The sequence below is a fragment of the Paraburkholderia sp. J10-1 genome (genome assembly GCF_905220165.1).
Classification (GTDB): domain Bacteria; phylum Pseudomonadota; class Gammaproteobacteria; order Burkholderiales; family Burkholderiaceae; genus Paraburkholderia.
This window is the reverse complement of sequence record NZ_CAJMYW010000020.1, coordinates 1-13,879: the sequence shown is the minus strand read 5'-3', so window position 1 is coordinate 13,879 and position 13,879 is coordinate 1. Positions and strand designations below refer to the sequence as shown.

The window sequence follows — 13,879 nt, the reverse complement described above, 5'->3', positions numbered from 1 at the left end:
CTGGATCAGCGTTTGAACTGTTGCGTGAAGCGTACCAGTTCGTCGACTTTGGCGCGCGCGCGGCCGCTGGCGAGGGTCTCACGCGCCAGCGCGATGCCTTCGGCGATCGAGTCGGCCACGTTCGCCGAGTAGAGCGCCGTGCCCGCGTTCAACGCGACGATCTCGCGCGCGGTGCCCGCTTCGTTCGAGAGCGCGCCGAGCAGCATCGCTTTCGATTCGTCGGCGTTTTCGACCTTGAGCGAACGGTTCGAGACCATCTGCATGCCGAAGTCTTCGGGGTGGATCTCGTACTCGCGAATCTGGCCGTCCTTCAACTCGCCCACGAGCGTGGCCGCACCGAGCGACACCTCGTCCATGCCGTCCTTGCCGTACACGACGCACACGTGCTTGGCGCCCAGACGCTCCATCACGCGCACCTGAATGCCGACGAGGTCCGGGTGAAACACGCCCATCAGCTGATTCGGCGCGCCGGCCGGATTCGTGAGCGGCCCGAGGATGTTGAAGATCGTGCGCACGCCAAGCTCGCGGCGCACGGCGGCGATGTTCTTCATCGCAGGATGATGATTGGGCGCGAACATGAAGCCCATGCCCGTTTCGGCGATCGATGCGGCCACCTGATCCGGCTGCAGGTCGATGTTCACGCCGAGCGCCTCGAGTACATCCGCGCTGCCCGACTTGCTCGATACGCCACGATTGCCGTGCTTGGCGACTTTTGCACCCGCCGCGGCGACGACGAACATCGAAGCCGTGGAGATATTAAAGGTGTGCGAACCATCGCCGCCCGTGCCGACGATGTCGATGAAGTTCGAGTTGTCCTTCACCTCGACGTGATTCGCGAACTCGCGCATCACGGTCGCGGCGGCGGTGATCTCGCCGATCGTTTCCTTCTTCACGCGCAGGCCGGTGATGATGGCGGCCGAAAGCACGGGCGAAAGCTCGCCGCGCATGATGAGGCGCATGAGATGGAGCATCTCGTCGTGAAAAATCTCGCGATGCTCGATCGTGCGTTGGAGCGCTTCCTGCGGGGTAATCATGTGGGTGGCCTCCGGGTTAGGCGCTCTTGGTTTGCTTCAGGAAGTTCTCGAACAGCGCGTGGCCGTGCTCCGAGAGAATCGACTCCGGATGGAACTGCACGCCTTCCACTGCAAGTTCGCGGTGACGCACGCCCATGATTTCGCCGTCGTCGGTCCACGCCGATACTTCCAGGCAGTCGGGCAGCGATTCGCGCTCGATGGCGAGCGAGTGGTAGCGCGTGACGTTGAAGTGCTTCGGCAGGTCGGCGAACACGCCTTTGCAGTCGGTTTCGATCTGGCTCACCTTGCCGTGCATGATGGTCTTCGCGCGCACCACACGGCCGCCGAACGCTTCGCCAATCGCCTGATGACCGAGGCACACGCCGAGAATCGGCGTCTTGCCCGCGAATTCGCGCAGCACGTCGAGCGTGATGCCCGCGTGCTGCGGGTTGCTCGGTCCCGGCGAGAGGCAGATGCGCGCAGGATTGAGCTTCGCGATTTCGTCGATGGTGATTTCGTCGTTACGGTACGTATGAACGTCTTCGCCAAGCTCGCCGAAGTACTGGACGATGTTGTAGGTAAACGAATCGTAGTTGTCGATCATGAGCAACATGGTCTTTTCTCCGCTCAGAAGTCGCTGTCGAGGCCGTCCTGCACCTGCTCGGCGGCGCGCAGCACGGCGCGCGCCTTGTTCTCGGTTTCCTGCCATTCGGACTCGGGCACCGAATCCGCAACCACGCCCGCGGCGGCCTGCACATACAGATTGCCGTTGTGGATGAGGCCGGTGCGGATCGCGATCGCGAGGTCCATTTCGCCGTTGAACGAGAGATAGCCCACGGCACCACCGTACAGGCCGCGCTTCACCGGTTCGAGTTCGTCGATGAGTTCCATCGCGCGCACCTTCGGCGCACCCGAGAGCGTGCCGGCCGGGAAGGTGGCGCGCAGCACGTCGAAGTTGTTCATGCCGGGCTTGAGCTTGCCCTCCACCGAACTCACGATGTGCTGCACGTGCGAGTACTTTTCGATGATCATCTTGTCGGTCACGCTCACCGAGCCGATTTCGGCGATGCGGCCCACGTCGTTGCGCGCGAGGTCGATCAGCATGACGTGCTCGGCGATTTCCTTCGGGTCGTTGAGCAGTTCGGTCGCGAGTTCGGCGTCGCGCTCGGGCGTGTTGCCGCGCGGGCGAGTGCCGGCGAGCGGCCGGATCGTCACGATGCGGTCCTCGCCGCGCTTTTCCTGGCGCACGAGAATTTCCGGCGACGCGCCCACCACGTGGAATTCGCCGAAGTTGTAGTAGTACATGTACGGCGACGGGTTCAGCGAACGCAGCGCGCGGTAGAGCGAAAGCGGATTGTCGCGATACGGCTTCGTGAGGCGCTGGCCCACCTGAACCTGCATCAGTTCGCCCGCCGCGATGTATTCCTTCGCCTTGCGCACGGCGGCGAGGTAGTCGTCCTTCTTGAATTCGCGGAACGTTTCGGTGCGCACGCTCGCGCTCGTCACCGGTGGCTGAACCGTGGTGCGCAGGCGCTGCTTGAGTTCGCGCAGGCGATGCTTGGCCTTGGTGTAGGCCTCGGGCGTTTGCGGGTCGGCGTAGACGATCAGGTAGAGCTTGCCCGCGAGATTGTCGATCACGGCGACTTCTTCGGTCAGCAGCAACTGGATGTCGGGCAGGCCGAGGTCGTCGGTCGGGCAGGTGTCGGCGAGCTTTTTCTCGATGTAGCGCACCGCGTCGTAGCCGAAGTAGCCCGCGAGGCCGCCGCAGAAGCGCGGCAAGCCCGGGCGCTGCGCGACCTTGAAGCGCGCCTGGTACTTCGCGATGAATTCGAGCGGATCTTCGTGATGCGTCTCGATCACCTGGCCGTCGCGCACGACTTCCGAAACGCCATTGCGCGTGCGGATCAGCGAGCGCGCGGGCAGGCCGATGAACGAGTAGCGCCCAAAGCGCTCGCCGCCCACCACGGACTCCAGCAGGAAAGAATTGGCGCCGCCGCGCTCGGGTTGCGCGAGCTTGAGGTACAGCGAAAGCGGCGTTTCGAGATCGGCGAGCGCTTCGGCGATCAGCGGGATGCGGTTGTAGCCCTCGTTGGCGAGGGACTGAAATTCGAGTTCGGTCATGTTCCGATCCTGTTCGTGCTGCCGGTCGCGGCGGGTGCGGGCCCAGTGCGGCTCAAAACGGGGCGCGCGGTGAGCGCGAGGCGTTTGTTTTTGAGTGCTAGATGGCCGCTGGCGCTCGCTCGTGCTGCCCGATAAGCGCATTAAAGCGCCTGCCGGGCCGGCGTGCAGTACATCGACGGAAGGTGAGGCGTAGCCGCTCGCGCCTCGCGCACTTCGCCACGAACGGCGAAACAATACGCAAGGACCACGAAAGCCAACGGCGAGACCAGCCGACGGGTTACTGCAACAGTTTAGAGTCGAGACACGCGCGAGTGCGCAGCGAAGTAAAAAACGGTGCTGAAGACGAACGAATACGCAACTTCAGCGAACCTCGGGTGAGGTTAGCGCGACCAGCGACGCCAGGGCCAGGCTCCCCGGTCGATCGTGCTCAGACTCCGTTTTTTATTCAGAAACATGAGGATAGTTGACGTTCAGTTGAGAACTTAAGTCAGATCATTGTGCGCTGCGACCGCCTTGGCGGCGTCGAGCAGCGAGGCAACTATACCATCCGATTCAATTTTTTGTACAGGTTGGCCGTGGTTGTAGCCGTAGGGCACCGTGAGCGTGGCCATACCGGCCGCGCGGCCAGCAATCGCATCGTTCTCCGAATCGCCGATCGCCACCGCCGCTGCGGGCGCAACGCCCAGGCGCTCGCACGCCGTGAGCATCGGCAGCGGGTCCGGCTTTTTCTTCGCCAGGCTGTCGCCGCCGATCACCACTTCGAAGTACGCCGCGAGGCCGTATTGCTGCAAAAGCTCAACGGCGAAGCGGTGCGGCTTGTTGGTCACGCACGCGAGCTTGATGCCCTGGTCGCGCAGCGCAGCGAGGCCCGCAACGACTTCCGGGTACAGATGCGTATGGCGGCCGTTGATCTTCGCGTACTCGTCCTGGTAGAGCGCGAGCGCTTCGTCGAAGCGTGCCTCCACGTTGTCGGCCGCAAAGCGCGGCGCAAGCACGCTGCGGATCAGGTGCTCCGAGCCCTTGCCCACGTAGCCCATCACTTCCTCGCGCGTGGTTTCCTCGGCGTCGAGCTGCGCGAGCATGCCGTTCAGGCCGGCGGCGAAGTCGTCGGCGGTGTCGACCATCGTGCCGTCCAGGTCGATCAGCGCCGCTTCGATGCGCGGCGCGGTGAATCGGACAGGGGCGTTCATTTCGCGGTTGCGGCGTTGGCAACGCTTGCGAGCTGCGCGCGCATCTGATCGATCACGGCCTTGTAGTCCGGCTTGCCGAAGATCGCCGAGCCCGCCACGAAGGTGTCTGCGCCTGCCGCCGCGATTTCGGCGATGTTGTCCACCTTCACGCCGCCGTCCACTTCGAGGTGGATTTCGCGGCCCGTGCGCGCCGTGTAGGCGTCGATCTTCGCGCGGGCCTCACGCAGCTTGTTGAGCGCCTCCGGAATGAACGACTGGCCGCCGAAGCCAGGATTCACCGACATGATGAGCACGAGGTCGACCTTGTCCATCACGTGGTCGAGATAGTTCAGCGGCGTGGCCGGGTTGAACACGAGGCCCGCCTTGCAGCCGTGGTCGCGGATCAGCGAGAGCGTGCGGTCGATATGGTCCGAGCCTTCCGGGTGGAAGCTGATGAGGTTCGCGCCGGCCTTGGCGAAGTCGGGCACGATGCGATCGACCGGGCGCACCATCAGATGCACGTCGATAGGTACGTTCACGTGCGGGCGAATCGCCTCGCACACCAGCGGGCCGATAGTGAGGTTCGGCACGTAATGGTTGTCCATCACGTCGAAGTGGATCCAGTCGGCGCCGGCGGCGACGACATTGCGGACTTCCTCGCCAAGACGCGCGAAGTCGGCGGAGAGAATGCTGGGGGCGATGCGGAATTGCGTCATGGCGGCCATCGAAAAACTGTCGGAAAAACCGTATTTTACCGTCAGTAGGAGAGCCGTTCGCGGCGGCCGCCACGGGCTGCGCCGGGTTGCGGGTGCCCGTTGCATCAAGCAGAATGCCAAACCATGTGCCGCGCCTCGCGGCGCGCTCGCGAGCGCCTTGCTGCGCGGGCGTCTCAGTCAACGCACTCAGCCGCACCCGGGCGAATGGAACAAGGATGAGCCAGTACGAATTCAGCGTGACGTCGCAGGTGCGCTACCTGCCCGAAGAATCGGACCCGGAGCGCCGGCAATATGCCTTCGCGTACACGCTGACCATTCGCAATACCGGTCAGGTGAGCGCCCAGCTCATTGCACGCCACTGGGTGATCACCGACAGCGAAAATCAGGTGCAGGAAGTGAAGGGGCTCGGCGTGGTCGGCCATCAGCCGCTCTTGAAACCGGGCGAGCAGTTCGAGTACACGAGCTGGGCCGTGATCGCGACCCCGGTGGGCACCATGCGCGGCGAGTACTTCTGTGTGGCCGAGGACGCCGAGCGTTTCGAGGCGCCCGTGCCCGAGTTCGTGTTGCGCATGCCGCGCACGCTGCATTGAACCGCGGCGCGAATTCGGGGTCTGCTAGTCCTGACGCCGGTCGTCGAGCGAGGCTTGTTTCTTCCTGCCCGACGCGGTCCACACAACGATGAAAATCAGCAGGAACAGCGCAAGGAGCGCTTCCAGACCAAACATGAGCATCGGGTATTCGTCGAGCAGTTCTGACATGGCGGCATCCATCGAGAGCCAGTATTGTAGGCGTGATTTTGACGTCGATTCAGGTCGTAATGACCCGGTGATGCCGGGATTCACAAAGGCGGAATATCGCGCGGGGTCAGCGCTTCGGCGCGGAGTGGTCCGATTGGGTGGCCGGTTAGGCGGCTGGTTGGGTGCCGTTTCGCTGGCGGCCTTGCTTGCCGCATGCGGTGGCCCGAGCTACGTGCGTAACGCCCCGCCCAAGGGTGCGCCCACGCTGCCGTCACAACTCGCCGCGCAGCGTCTCACGGCGGTCGCGTGGCAGCAGGTGCCGGGCTGGCAGGACGACTCGCTGATCGGCGTGACCGCGGCGCTGCGCGCGAACTGCACGCGCCTCGCGCGCGATCCCCGCTGGCAGCGCGCGTGCTCGGCCGCCTCGCAACTCGACGACCTCGATGCATCGAGCGCTCGGGCATTCTTCGAAACGTATTTCACCCCCTATCAGTTCGCCAACACCGACGGCACGCTAGACGGCCTCGTGACCGGCTACTACGAGCCGCTGCTGCATGGTTCGCGCACGCGTCACGGCATCTACCAGACCGCGCTGTATCGCTGGCCGTCCGCCTATCGTCCGGGCGCCGCGATGCCGGCGCGCGCGCAACTCGAACGCTCGGGCGTGCTCAACGGCAACGAGCTCGTGTGGGTCGACGATCCGATCGAAGCGTTCTTCCTGCAGGTGCAGGGCTCGGGGCGCGTCGTGATGGAAGACGGCAGCGTGATGCGCGTGGGTTTTGGCGGCACCAACAACCAGCCGTACAAGTCGATTGGGCGCTGGCTGCTCGACCGCGGTGAACTCACGCCCGCGCAGGCGACCATGCAGGGCATCAAGGCGTGGGCGCGCGCGAACCCCACGCGCGTGGACGCGCTCCTCGACACCAATCCGCGCTTCGTGTTTTTCCGCGAAATGGGCGGCTCCGAGGGCGACGCGCAGGGTGGGTCGGATGGCCCGATCGGTGCGCTCGGCGTGCCGCTCACGCCGGAACGCTCGATTGCCGTCGATCCGTCTTCGATTCCGCTTGGCACGCCGGTGTTTCTGCAGACCACGCGGCCACTCACGAACACGCCGCTCAACCGGCTCGTGTTCGCGCAAGATACGGGCTCGGCAATCAAGGGCGGCGTGCGCGCCGACTACTTCTGGGGTCTTGGCGACGACGCCGGCGATCTGGCCGGCAAGATGAAGCAGGGCGGCCGAATGTGGCTACTGTTCCCGAACTCGTGAGTGCCGCAGCGTTTTCAGCGCGCACGTAGCGTGAAGCGAAAAAGCCGGCGGCAGCCGGCTTTTTCTTTTGCTACGCGTTGCGAACCGCGCTCACTTCGGCCGCTTGTCGATCACGCGCTTCGCCTTGCCGACCGAACGTTCGATGCCGTTGACCTCCAGCACGTTCACCTTGCACGTCACGCCGATCAGCGCCTTGATGTCGTAAGCGAGCGCCTTGCTTGCCGCGTCGAGCGCGCCGTAATCGGGCGCGGTTTCCGGACATGGTTCGCAGTTGAGCGCCATCACGTCCATCGGACCTTCCTTCGTCAGGACGATCTGATAGTGCGGCGCGAGCGCCGGCTGCTTGAGCAGCAGTTCCTCGATCTGCGTGGGGAACACGTTCACGCCGCGGATGATCAGCATGTCGTCAGAGCGGCCCGTGATCTTCTCCATGCGGCGCATGGTGCGCGCCGTACCCGGCAACAGACGTGTGAGGTCACGCGTGCGGTAACGAATGATAGGCAGCGCTTCCTTGGTGAGCGAGGTGAAGACGAGTTCGCCGAATTCGCCGTCAGGCAGCACTTCGCCTGTTTCCGGGTTGATGATCTCGGGATAGAAGTGGTCTTCCCAGATCGTCGGGCCGTCCTTGGTTTCCGCACATTCCGAGGCAACGCCCGGGCCCATCACTTCCGAAAGACCGTAGATGTCGACCGCCGTGATGCCCATGCGTTCTTCGATCGCCCGGCGCATGTCGTTGGTCCACGGCTCCGCGCCGAAGATGCCGATGCGCAGCGAACTGGTGCGCGGATCGATGCCCTGGCGCTCCATTTCGTCGGCGATCGCGAGCATATAGCTCGGCGTGACCATGATGATGTCGGGACGGAAGTCCTGGATCAGCTGAACTTGCTTCTCGGTCTGACCGCCACCGAACGGAATGACCGTGAGGCCCGCGCGTTCGGCACCGTAGTGCGCGCCAAGGCCACCCGTAAAGAGTCCGTAGCCGTAGCTGATGTGTACCTTATCGCCGCGCCGTGCGCCCGCTGCGCGCACCGAACGCGCGACGAGATTCGCCCAGGTGTCGATGTCGCGCGCCGTGTAGGCAACCACGGTCGGCTTGCCCGTCGTACCCGAGGACGCATGGATACGCGAAATCTGGTCTTGCGGCACGGCGAACATGCCGAAGGGGTAGTTATCGCGCAAATCCTTCTTCGTGGTGAACGGGAAGCGCGCGAGATCGGCGAGCGACTGCACCTGAGACGGATGCACGCCTGCTTCGTCGAATTTGCGGCGATAGACCGGCGAATTCTCGTAAGCATGGTTCAGGGACCATTTCAGGCGCTCGAGCTGCAGGGCAGCAAGCTCGTCGCGGCTCGCCTTTTCGATGGATTCGAGCGGCAGCGTGGTACTCATGGGTGTCTCCTGGATCTTAAGAACTTTACTCGTGACGCGTAGGGAATCGAGAAGGGGAAACCCGCTTCACGTTGCGACTGGAATGACATTGCCGCGAATCTGCGCGGACTTGCCTCGGAAAAGCGCGACGGTTTCGCCTGCCCGGTTCGTCACGCGGATGTCGTAGACCCCGTTACGTCCCGATAGCACCTGTTCGACGGCTTCGGCGGTCAACACCTCGTCGCGCAGGACGGGACGCAGGAACTCGATCGAGCAGCCGGCCGCTACGGTGTTGATGTTGTATGAATTGCACGCGAAGGCGAACGCCGAATCCGCGAGCGAGAAAATCATCCCGCCGTGGCAGGTCTGATGGCCGTTCAGGAACTCGGGCCGCACGGCCATGCGCAGGCGCGCGTAACCGGCGCGCACTTCGAGGAGTTCCATGCCGAGCGCGCGGGTGCAGCCGTCGGATTCGTACATCGCTAGCGCGGCCGCGCGGGCGAGTTCGTCGGGCGACATGTCGTGCTCAGGCCGTTGCGAGACTTGCGTGGACATCTCAGCGGCCCTCGAAATGCGGTGCGCGTTTTTCGATGAAGGCCTGGACGCCTTCCGCGTAGTCGTACGACGCGCCGAGTTCGCGCTGCAGATCGCGTTCGAGATCGAGTTGCTGGTCGAGCGTGTTTGTGGCCGATGCGCGCAGCGCTTCGCGCGTGGCGACGATGGCGCGCGTAGGTTGCTGCGCGAGGCGTGCGGCGAGCGCGCCGGCCGTTTGCGCGAGTTCCGCATCGTCGGTCACTTGCCAGACGAGGCCCCAGCTCTCCGCCTTTTCCGCGCCGAGTTTTTCGCCGGTCATGGCGAGCCCGAGTGCGCGTGCCATGCCCACGCGCTTGGGCAGGAACCACGTACCGCCGGAATCGGGCACGAGGCCGATCTTCACGAACGCCTGGATGAAGCTGGCAGAGCGTGCGGCGAGCACGAGGTCGCAGGCGAGGGCGAGATTTGCGCCTGCGCCGGCGGCGGTGCCGTTGACAGCGGCGATCACGGGCATCGGCAGCGCTTGCAGCCGCTTGATCAGCGGATTGAAATGCTCGTCGATGAGGTCGCCCAGGTCGGTCATCGCTCCCGGTGTGAAGTCGAGATCGGCGAGATCCTGGCCCGCGCAGAAGCCGCGGCCCGCGCCTGTCAGCACAAGGGCGCGCGCGCCGGCTGCGACGACTTCGTCGAGTGCTGCGGCAAGCTCTGCGTGCATGACACGCGTGAAGCTGTTGAGCTTGTCGGGGCGGTTGAGCGTGATGGTGGCCACGCGGGTGGATGCGTCGATTTCGACGCGGATCGCATCGTAGGGCATCGGTTGTCTCCTGTCGGCGGGGCCTGGCGCTTAAGCGCCGAGTCCCGCTCAATGCAAAGCAGTTTGCTGCCTGAGACCGCCGAATGCATCGCCCGGCGGCCGGTCGATACTGCGCGTGTTACGCCTCGATGCGTTCGATCGCGAGGGCAATGCCCTGGCCGACGCCGATGCACATCGTGCAAAGCGCGAAACGTCCATTCGTGCGCTCCAGCTGATGGAGCGCCGTTGTAACGAGCCGTGCGCCCGAGGCGCCGAGCGGGTGGCCCAGTGCAATCGCGCCCCCATTCGGGTTCACGCGCGGATCGTCGTCGGCAATGCCGAGTGCGCGCAGCACGGCGAGACCTTGCGAGGCGAATGCTTCATTGAGCTCGATCACATCGAACTGGTCCAGCGTCATGCCGAGTTGCTTGAGCAGCTTTTGCGTAGCGGGCGCGGGGCCGATGCCCATGATGCGCGGCGCGACGCCAGCGGTCGCCATGCCAAGTACGCGCGCGCGGCGACGCAGGCCATATTGCTTTGCGGCTTCCTCATTGGCGAGCAGCAGGGCGCAGGCGCCGTCGTTGACGCCCGAGGCGTTGCCCGCCGTGACGGTGCCGTCCGGCTTCACGACGCCCTTGAGTTTGGCGAGCGATTCGAGCGAAGTCTCGCGCGGGTGTTCGTCGAGCGTCACGCGAACTGGGTCACCCTTCTTTTGCGCAATCTCGACCGCTACGATTTCCTGCGCGAGCGTGCCGTCCTTCTGCGCGCGCGCTGCTTTTTGCTGGCTGCGCAGCGCGAACGCGTCCTGATCGGCGCGATTGATCTTGAATTCCTCGGCGACGTTTTCCGCTGTTTCCGGCATTGAATCGACACCGTACTGTTGCTTCATCAGCTTGTTGACGAAGCGCCAGCCAATGGTCGTGTCATAGATGGCCGCTTCACGCGAGAACGCCGAAGCAGCCTTGCCCATGACGAACGGCGCGCGCGTCATGCTTTCCACGCCGCCCGCGATCATGAGGCGCGCTTCGCCCGCCTTGATCGCGCGTGCGGCACTGCCCACGGCGTCGAGGCCCGAGCCGCACAGGCGGTTGAGCGTGCCGCCCGGAGCGTCGGTGGGCAGGCCCGCGAGCAGCGCGGCCATGCGCGCGACGTTGCGATTGTCCTCGCCGGCCTGGTTGGCACAGCCGTAGAGCACGTCGTCGAGCGCGTTCCAGTCCACGCCGGGATTGCGCTCCACGAGTGCGCGGATGGGCACGGCGGCGAGGTCGTCCGCGCGCACGTCTTTGAGGGCGCCGCCGTAGCGGCCGAACGGGGTGCGAATCGCGTCGCAGATATAGGCTTCGGTCATCTCGGGTTCCTGGGGCGCGAGCGCAGAAGTGCACTCACGCCTTGCATGCTAGAGGGATGGGCAAGCGGGCGCTATTCGGCTGAACGGCATAGACCGTTCAGCTGGCTACCGCGGGGGCCGCTTTCGGTTCAACATGAACGCGGCTCTGAACCACACGGAAGCGGTTCGCCACGAAGGCGGCGTCGGCGAGTGCGGCGTTCGCCGCGGGGTTCGCGCCGGTGCCGTGGAAGTCCGAGAACGCAGCCGACTGGTTCACGAACACGCCGCCCGTCAGGTTGATCGAGAGCGCCACGCCGCCGGTGATGGCGGCTTCGTGAGCCGCTTCGATCACGGCGTCGTCCGTGCTGTAGACGGAGAGCGTGAGCGCGCCGTGGTCGCGAGCGGTCTCGCCGGCCAGCTTGAGCGACTGGGCGGTCGAATCCGTGGCGATCACGAACGAGATCGGGCCGAACCACTCGCGTGTGAACTGGGCGGCGTCGCGGGCTGCGTCGAGCGAAAGCACGAGCGGCGTGCGTACACGAGCGCCGGTGAACTGCGGGTGTTCCAGCGTTTGGCTGTCGGCGAGCACGGTGCCGAGCTTGCGGGCCTCGTCGATGCGAGCGGTCACACCTTCATTCTGGATCGCGCCGAGCACTTCGACGGCGCGCGCCGGGTCGGACACGAACTTCTGCACGGCGCCGGCAATTGCCTGAGCGACGGCCTCGAAGCTCACCTGGCCTTCAGCAGTGCGGATGCCGTCACGCGGCACATAGATGTTCTGCGGAGCCGTGCACATCTGGCCCGAGTAAAGCGAGAGCGAGAAGGCAATGTTGCGGGCGGCGGCCTTCAGGTCGTCCACGGAGTCGATCACGATCTGGTTCACGCCGGCCTTTTCTGTGTAGACCTGCGCCTGGTGCGCATTGCGCTCGAGCCAGTCGCCGTTTTGCGTGCTGCCGGTGAAGTCGATCAGCTTGATCTCGGGGCGCAGCGCGAGCGCTTGCACGAGCGCGCCGTCGTTGGGATCGGTGGCGAGCAGGGTCACGATGTTCGGATCGAAGCCGGCTTCACGCAGGACGTCACGCGCAATGCGCACGGTGATCGCGAGCGGCAGGATCGCGCCCGGGTGCGGCTTGACGATAACGGTGTTGCCGGTCGCGAGATCGGCAAAGAGGCCGGGGTAGCCGTTCCAGGTCGGAAACGTGCAGCAGCCAAGCACGAGGCCGGTGCCACGCGGCACGATGGTGAAGCGCTTTTGCATCGCGAGCGGCGGGTTCTTGCCCTGCGGCTTTTCCCAGTGCGCGTCGGCGGGAATGCGGCGCAACTGGTCGTATGCGTAAGCGACGGCTTCGAGCGCCCGGTCCTGAGCGTGCGGGCCGCCGGCCTGGAACGCCATCATGAACGCCTGGCCGGTCGTGTGCATCACGCTGAAGGCGATCTCGAAGCTTGCGCGGTTAAGGCGCTCGAGAATTTCGAGGCTCACGCCAGCCCATGCTTGCGGGCCCGCTGCACGCCAGTTGCGCTGGGCGTTCTGGGCGGCTTCGATCAACTGATCAGGCGTCGATTTCGGATAGCGCGCGCCGAGCGCGAAACCGAACGGCGAGGCCTCGCTGCCGACAGTTTCGCCGGTCGACGGCTGGTCGAGTACGAAGGCGCGATTCAGGTGGGCCTTGAACGCGGCTTCGCCATCTGCGCTAGCGGTTTCCCCGTACACTTTGGGGCTAGGCATTTCGGCGAACGGGCTCCAGTAGCCACGGGTCTCAATGGCGGCAAGCGCTTTTTGAAGCGCGCCCTCATGCTTGGCGAACAGCGAATGTGTCATGGCTCAACGTTGGTAGAGAGGGTGGACAGGGCCCGCATCAATTAATTGACCGACCGGTTGGTTGGGCAATGTTAGCATTAGTCAAAGTTCGGCGTAAAAAATTTTTTTGGGGACTTTCTTTAGATGGAAGGAGGAGCTATGGGGTACGAAAACATCCTGGTCGAGACGCGCGGCAAGGTCGGTCTGGTCACGCTGAACCGGCCAAAGGCGCTCAATGCGCTTAACGATGCGCTCATGGACGAACTGGGCGCAGCGCTCAAGGCGTTCGACGCCGATGAGGGCGTGGGTGCGATCGTCATCACGGGTAGCGAAAAGGCGTTTGCGGCCGGCGCGGACATCGGGATGATGGCGACCTACACCTTCATGGATGTGTACAAAGGCGACTACATCACGCGCAACTGGGAGACGATCCGCTCGATTCGCAAGCCGATCATTGCGGCGGTTGCCGGCTTCGCGCTAGGTGGCGGCTGTGAGCTGGCCATGATGTGCGACATGATCTTCGCCGCCGATACGGCGAAGTTCGGTCAGCCCGAGATCAAGTTGGGCGTGATTCCTGGGGCGGGTGGTACGCAGCGTCTGCCGCGCGCGGTATCGAAAGCCAAGGCAATGGATCTGTGCCTGACCGCGCGGATGATGGGTGCGGAAGAGGCGGAGCGTGCCGGGCTTGTATCTCGAGTCATTCCGGCTGCGGATTTGCTGAATGAAACGCTCGCGGCCGCGGCGACCATCTGCGAATTCTCCCTGCCCGCCGTCATGATGGCGAAGGAGTCGGTCAACCGCGCCTACGAAACCACGCTCGCAGAGGGCGTGCATTTCGAGCGTCGCCTGTTTCATTCGCTCTTCGCAACGGAAGATCAAAAAGAAGGGATGGCGGCATTTGTCGAAAAGCGCAAGCCCGCGTTCAAGAACAAGTAACGACGCGGCGGGATTCGACCGCTGCGAGCGGCGGTCGGAATTATTTTTCGCCACCCCTTGCGCGGCGCCGGCGGGGGCGCTAAGATTCGCCCCCTTCGCA

The 13,879-nt window shown here is 64.4% G+C and carries 13 protein-coding genes; 3 read left to right on the top strand and 10 right to left on the bottom strand.

Going from position 1 to position 13,879, the window contains the following annotated elements:
• Positions 1 to 5 precede the first annotated feature (5 nt).
• The 5 genes from trpD to rpe all read right to left on the bottom strand — a co-directional run bounded on the left by trpD (position 6) and on the right by rpe (position 5,019).
• Complete coding sequence (trpD, locus tag U5A65_RS35150) at positions 6 to 1,034, bottom strand: anthranilate phosphoribosyltransferase (protein WP_321915850.1); 1,029 nt, start codon at positions 1,032 to 1,034, stop codon at positions 6 to 8.
• A gap of 16 nt (positions 1,035 to 1,050) precedes the next feature.
• On the bottom strand, positions 1,051 to 1,626 hold the full coding sequence (locus U5A65_RS35145; protein WP_069269170.1) for an aminodeoxychorismate/anthranilate synthase component II: 576 nt from the start codon (positions 1,624 to 1,626) through the stop codon (positions 1,051 to 1,053).
• Between the two features lie 14 nt (positions 1,627 to 1,640).
• On the bottom strand, positions 1,641 to 3,134 hold the full coding sequence (trpE, locus tag U5A65_RS35140) for an anthranilate synthase component I (protein WP_321915849.1): 1,494 nt from the start codon (positions 3,132 to 3,134) through the stop codon (positions 1,641 to 1,643).
• 482 nt (positions 3,135 to 3,616) lie between these two features.
• Positions 3,617 to 4,324, bottom strand: a complete 708-nt coding sequence (locus U5A65_RS35135; protein ID WP_321915848.1) for a phosphoglycolate phosphatase — start codon at positions 4,322 to 4,324, stop codon at positions 3,617 to 3,619.
• A complete protein-coding gene (gene rpe / locus U5A65_RS35130; protein ID WP_321915847.1) occupies positions 4,321 to 5,019 on the bottom strand; it encodes a ribulose-phosphate 3-epimerase in 699 nt (232 codons plus the stop codon). The genes U5A65_RS35135 and rpe overlap by 4 nt, the downstream gene beginning before the upstream one ends.
• Before the next feature lie 215 nt (positions 5,020 to 5,234).
• Between rpe and apaG the strand changes: the two genes are divergently transcribed.
• Positions 5,235 to 5,609: a Co2+/Mg2+ efflux protein ApaG gene (gene apaG, locus U5A65_RS35125; protein WP_321915846.1), complete on the top strand. Its 375-nt coding sequence runs from the start codon at positions 5,235 to 5,237 to the stop codon at positions 5,607 to 5,609.
• 88 nt (positions 5,610 to 5,697) lie between these two features.
• On the top strand, positions 5,698 to 7,023 hold the full coding sequence (locus U5A65_RS35115) for a murein transglycosylase A (protein WP_415766177.1): 1,326 nt from the start codon (positions 5,698 to 5,700) through the stop codon (positions 7,021 to 7,023).
• Between the two features lie 90 nt (positions 7,024 to 7,113).
• Here the strand turns inward: U5A65_RS35115 and paaK are convergent, their stop codons facing one another.
• The 5 genes from paaK to paaN form a co-directional block, all read right to left on the bottom strand.
• The gene (gene paaK, locus U5A65_RS35110; protein ID WP_321915844.1) at positions 7,114 to 8,412 is read right to left on the bottom strand and encodes a phenylacetate--CoA ligase PaaK; all 1,299 of its coding nucleotides are present in this window, start codon (positions 8,410 to 8,412) and stop codon (positions 7,114 to 7,116) included.
• 66 nt (positions 8,413 to 8,478) lie between these two features.
• A complete protein-coding gene (gene paaI / locus U5A65_RS35105; RefSeq protein ID WP_321915843.1) occupies positions 8,479 to 8,946 on the bottom strand; it encodes a hydroxyphenylacetyl-CoA thioesterase PaaI in 468 nt (155 codons plus the stop codon).
• Between the two features lies 1 nt (position 8,947).
• Positions 8,948 to 9,739, bottom strand: coding sequence for a 2-(1,2-epoxy-1,2-dihydrophenyl)acetyl-CoA isomerase PaaG (gene paaG, locus U5A65_RS35100; RefSeq protein WP_321915842.1), 792 nt, complete (start codon positions 9,737 to 9,739; stop codon positions 8,948 to 8,950).
• A 118-nt stretch (positions 9,740 to 9,857) separates the two neighbouring features.
• Positions 9,858 to 11,066: a 3-oxoadipyl-CoA thiolase gene (gene pcaF / locus U5A65_RS35095; protein WP_321915841.1), complete on the bottom strand. Its 1,209-nt coding sequence runs from the start codon at positions 11,064 to 11,066 to the stop codon at positions 9,858 to 9,860.
• Positions 11,067 to 11,163: 97 nt separating this feature from the next.
• Positions 11,164 to 12,864 carry a phenylacetic acid degradation protein PaaN gene (gene paaN / locus U5A65_RS35090; RefSeq protein WP_321938304.1) on the bottom strand — a complete coding sequence of 567 codons (1,701 nt, stop codon included), beginning with the start codon at positions 12,862 to 12,864 and terminating at the stop codon, positions 11,164 to 11,166.
• 138 nt (positions 12,865 to 13,002) lie between these two features.
• On the opposite strand from paaN, the gene U5A65_RS35085 reads away from it, so the two are divergent.
• Entirely contained in the window at positions 13,003 to 13,779 is a 777-nt protein-coding gene (locus U5A65_RS35085) for an enoyl-CoA hydratase (RefSeq protein WP_321915839.1), read from the top strand.
• Positions 13,780 to 13,879 lie beyond the last annotated feature (100 nt).

Coding starts and splice junctions, on each gene's coding strand:
- trpD (WP_321915850.1), bottom strand. CDS start 1,034: ATGATTACCCCGCAGGAAGCGCTCCAACGCACGATCGAGCATCGCGAG.
- U5A65_RS35145 (WP_069269170.1), bottom strand. CDS start 1,626: ATGTTGCTCATGATCGACAACTACGATTCGTTTACCTACAACATCGTC.
- trpE (WP_321915849.1), bottom strand. CDS start 3,134: ATGACCGAACTCGAATTTCAGTCCCTCGCCAACGAGGGCTACAACCGC.
- U5A65_RS35135 (WP_321915848.1), bottom strand. CDS start 4,324: ATGAACGCCCCTGTCCGATTCACCGCGCCGCGCATCGAAGCGGCGCTG.
- rpe (WP_321915847.1), bottom strand. CDS start 5,019: ATGACGCAATTCCGCATCGCCCCCAGCATTCTCTCCGCCGACTTCGCG.
- apaG (WP_321915846.1), top strand. CDS start 5,235: ATGAGCCAGTACGAATTCAGCGTGACGTCGCAGGTGCGCTACCTGCCC.
- U5A65_RS35115 (WP_415766177.1), top strand. CDS start 5,698: ATGAAAATCAGCAGGAACAGCGCAAGGAGCGCTTCCAGACCAAACATG.
- paaK (WP_321915844.1), bottom strand. CDS start 8,412: ATGAGTACCACGCTGCCGCTCGAATCCATCGAAAAGGCGAGCCGCGAC.
- paaI (WP_321915843.1), bottom strand. CDS start 8,946: ATGTCCACGCAAGTCTCGCAACGGCCTGAGCACGACATGTCGCCCGAC.
- paaG (WP_321915842.1), bottom strand. CDS start 9,739: ATGCCCTACGATGCGATCCGCGTCGAAATCGACGCATCCACCCGCGTG.
- pcaF (WP_321915841.1), bottom strand. CDS start 11,066: ATGACCGAAGCCTATATCTGCGACGCGATTCGCACCCCGTTCGGCCGC.
- paaN (WP_321938304.1), bottom strand. CDS start 12,864: ATGACACATTCGCTGTTCGCCAAGCATGAGGGCGCGCTTCAAAAAGCG.
- U5A65_RS35085 (WP_321915839.1), top strand. CDS start 13,003: ATGGGGTACGAAAACATCCTGGTCGAGACGCGCGGCAAGGTCGGTCTG.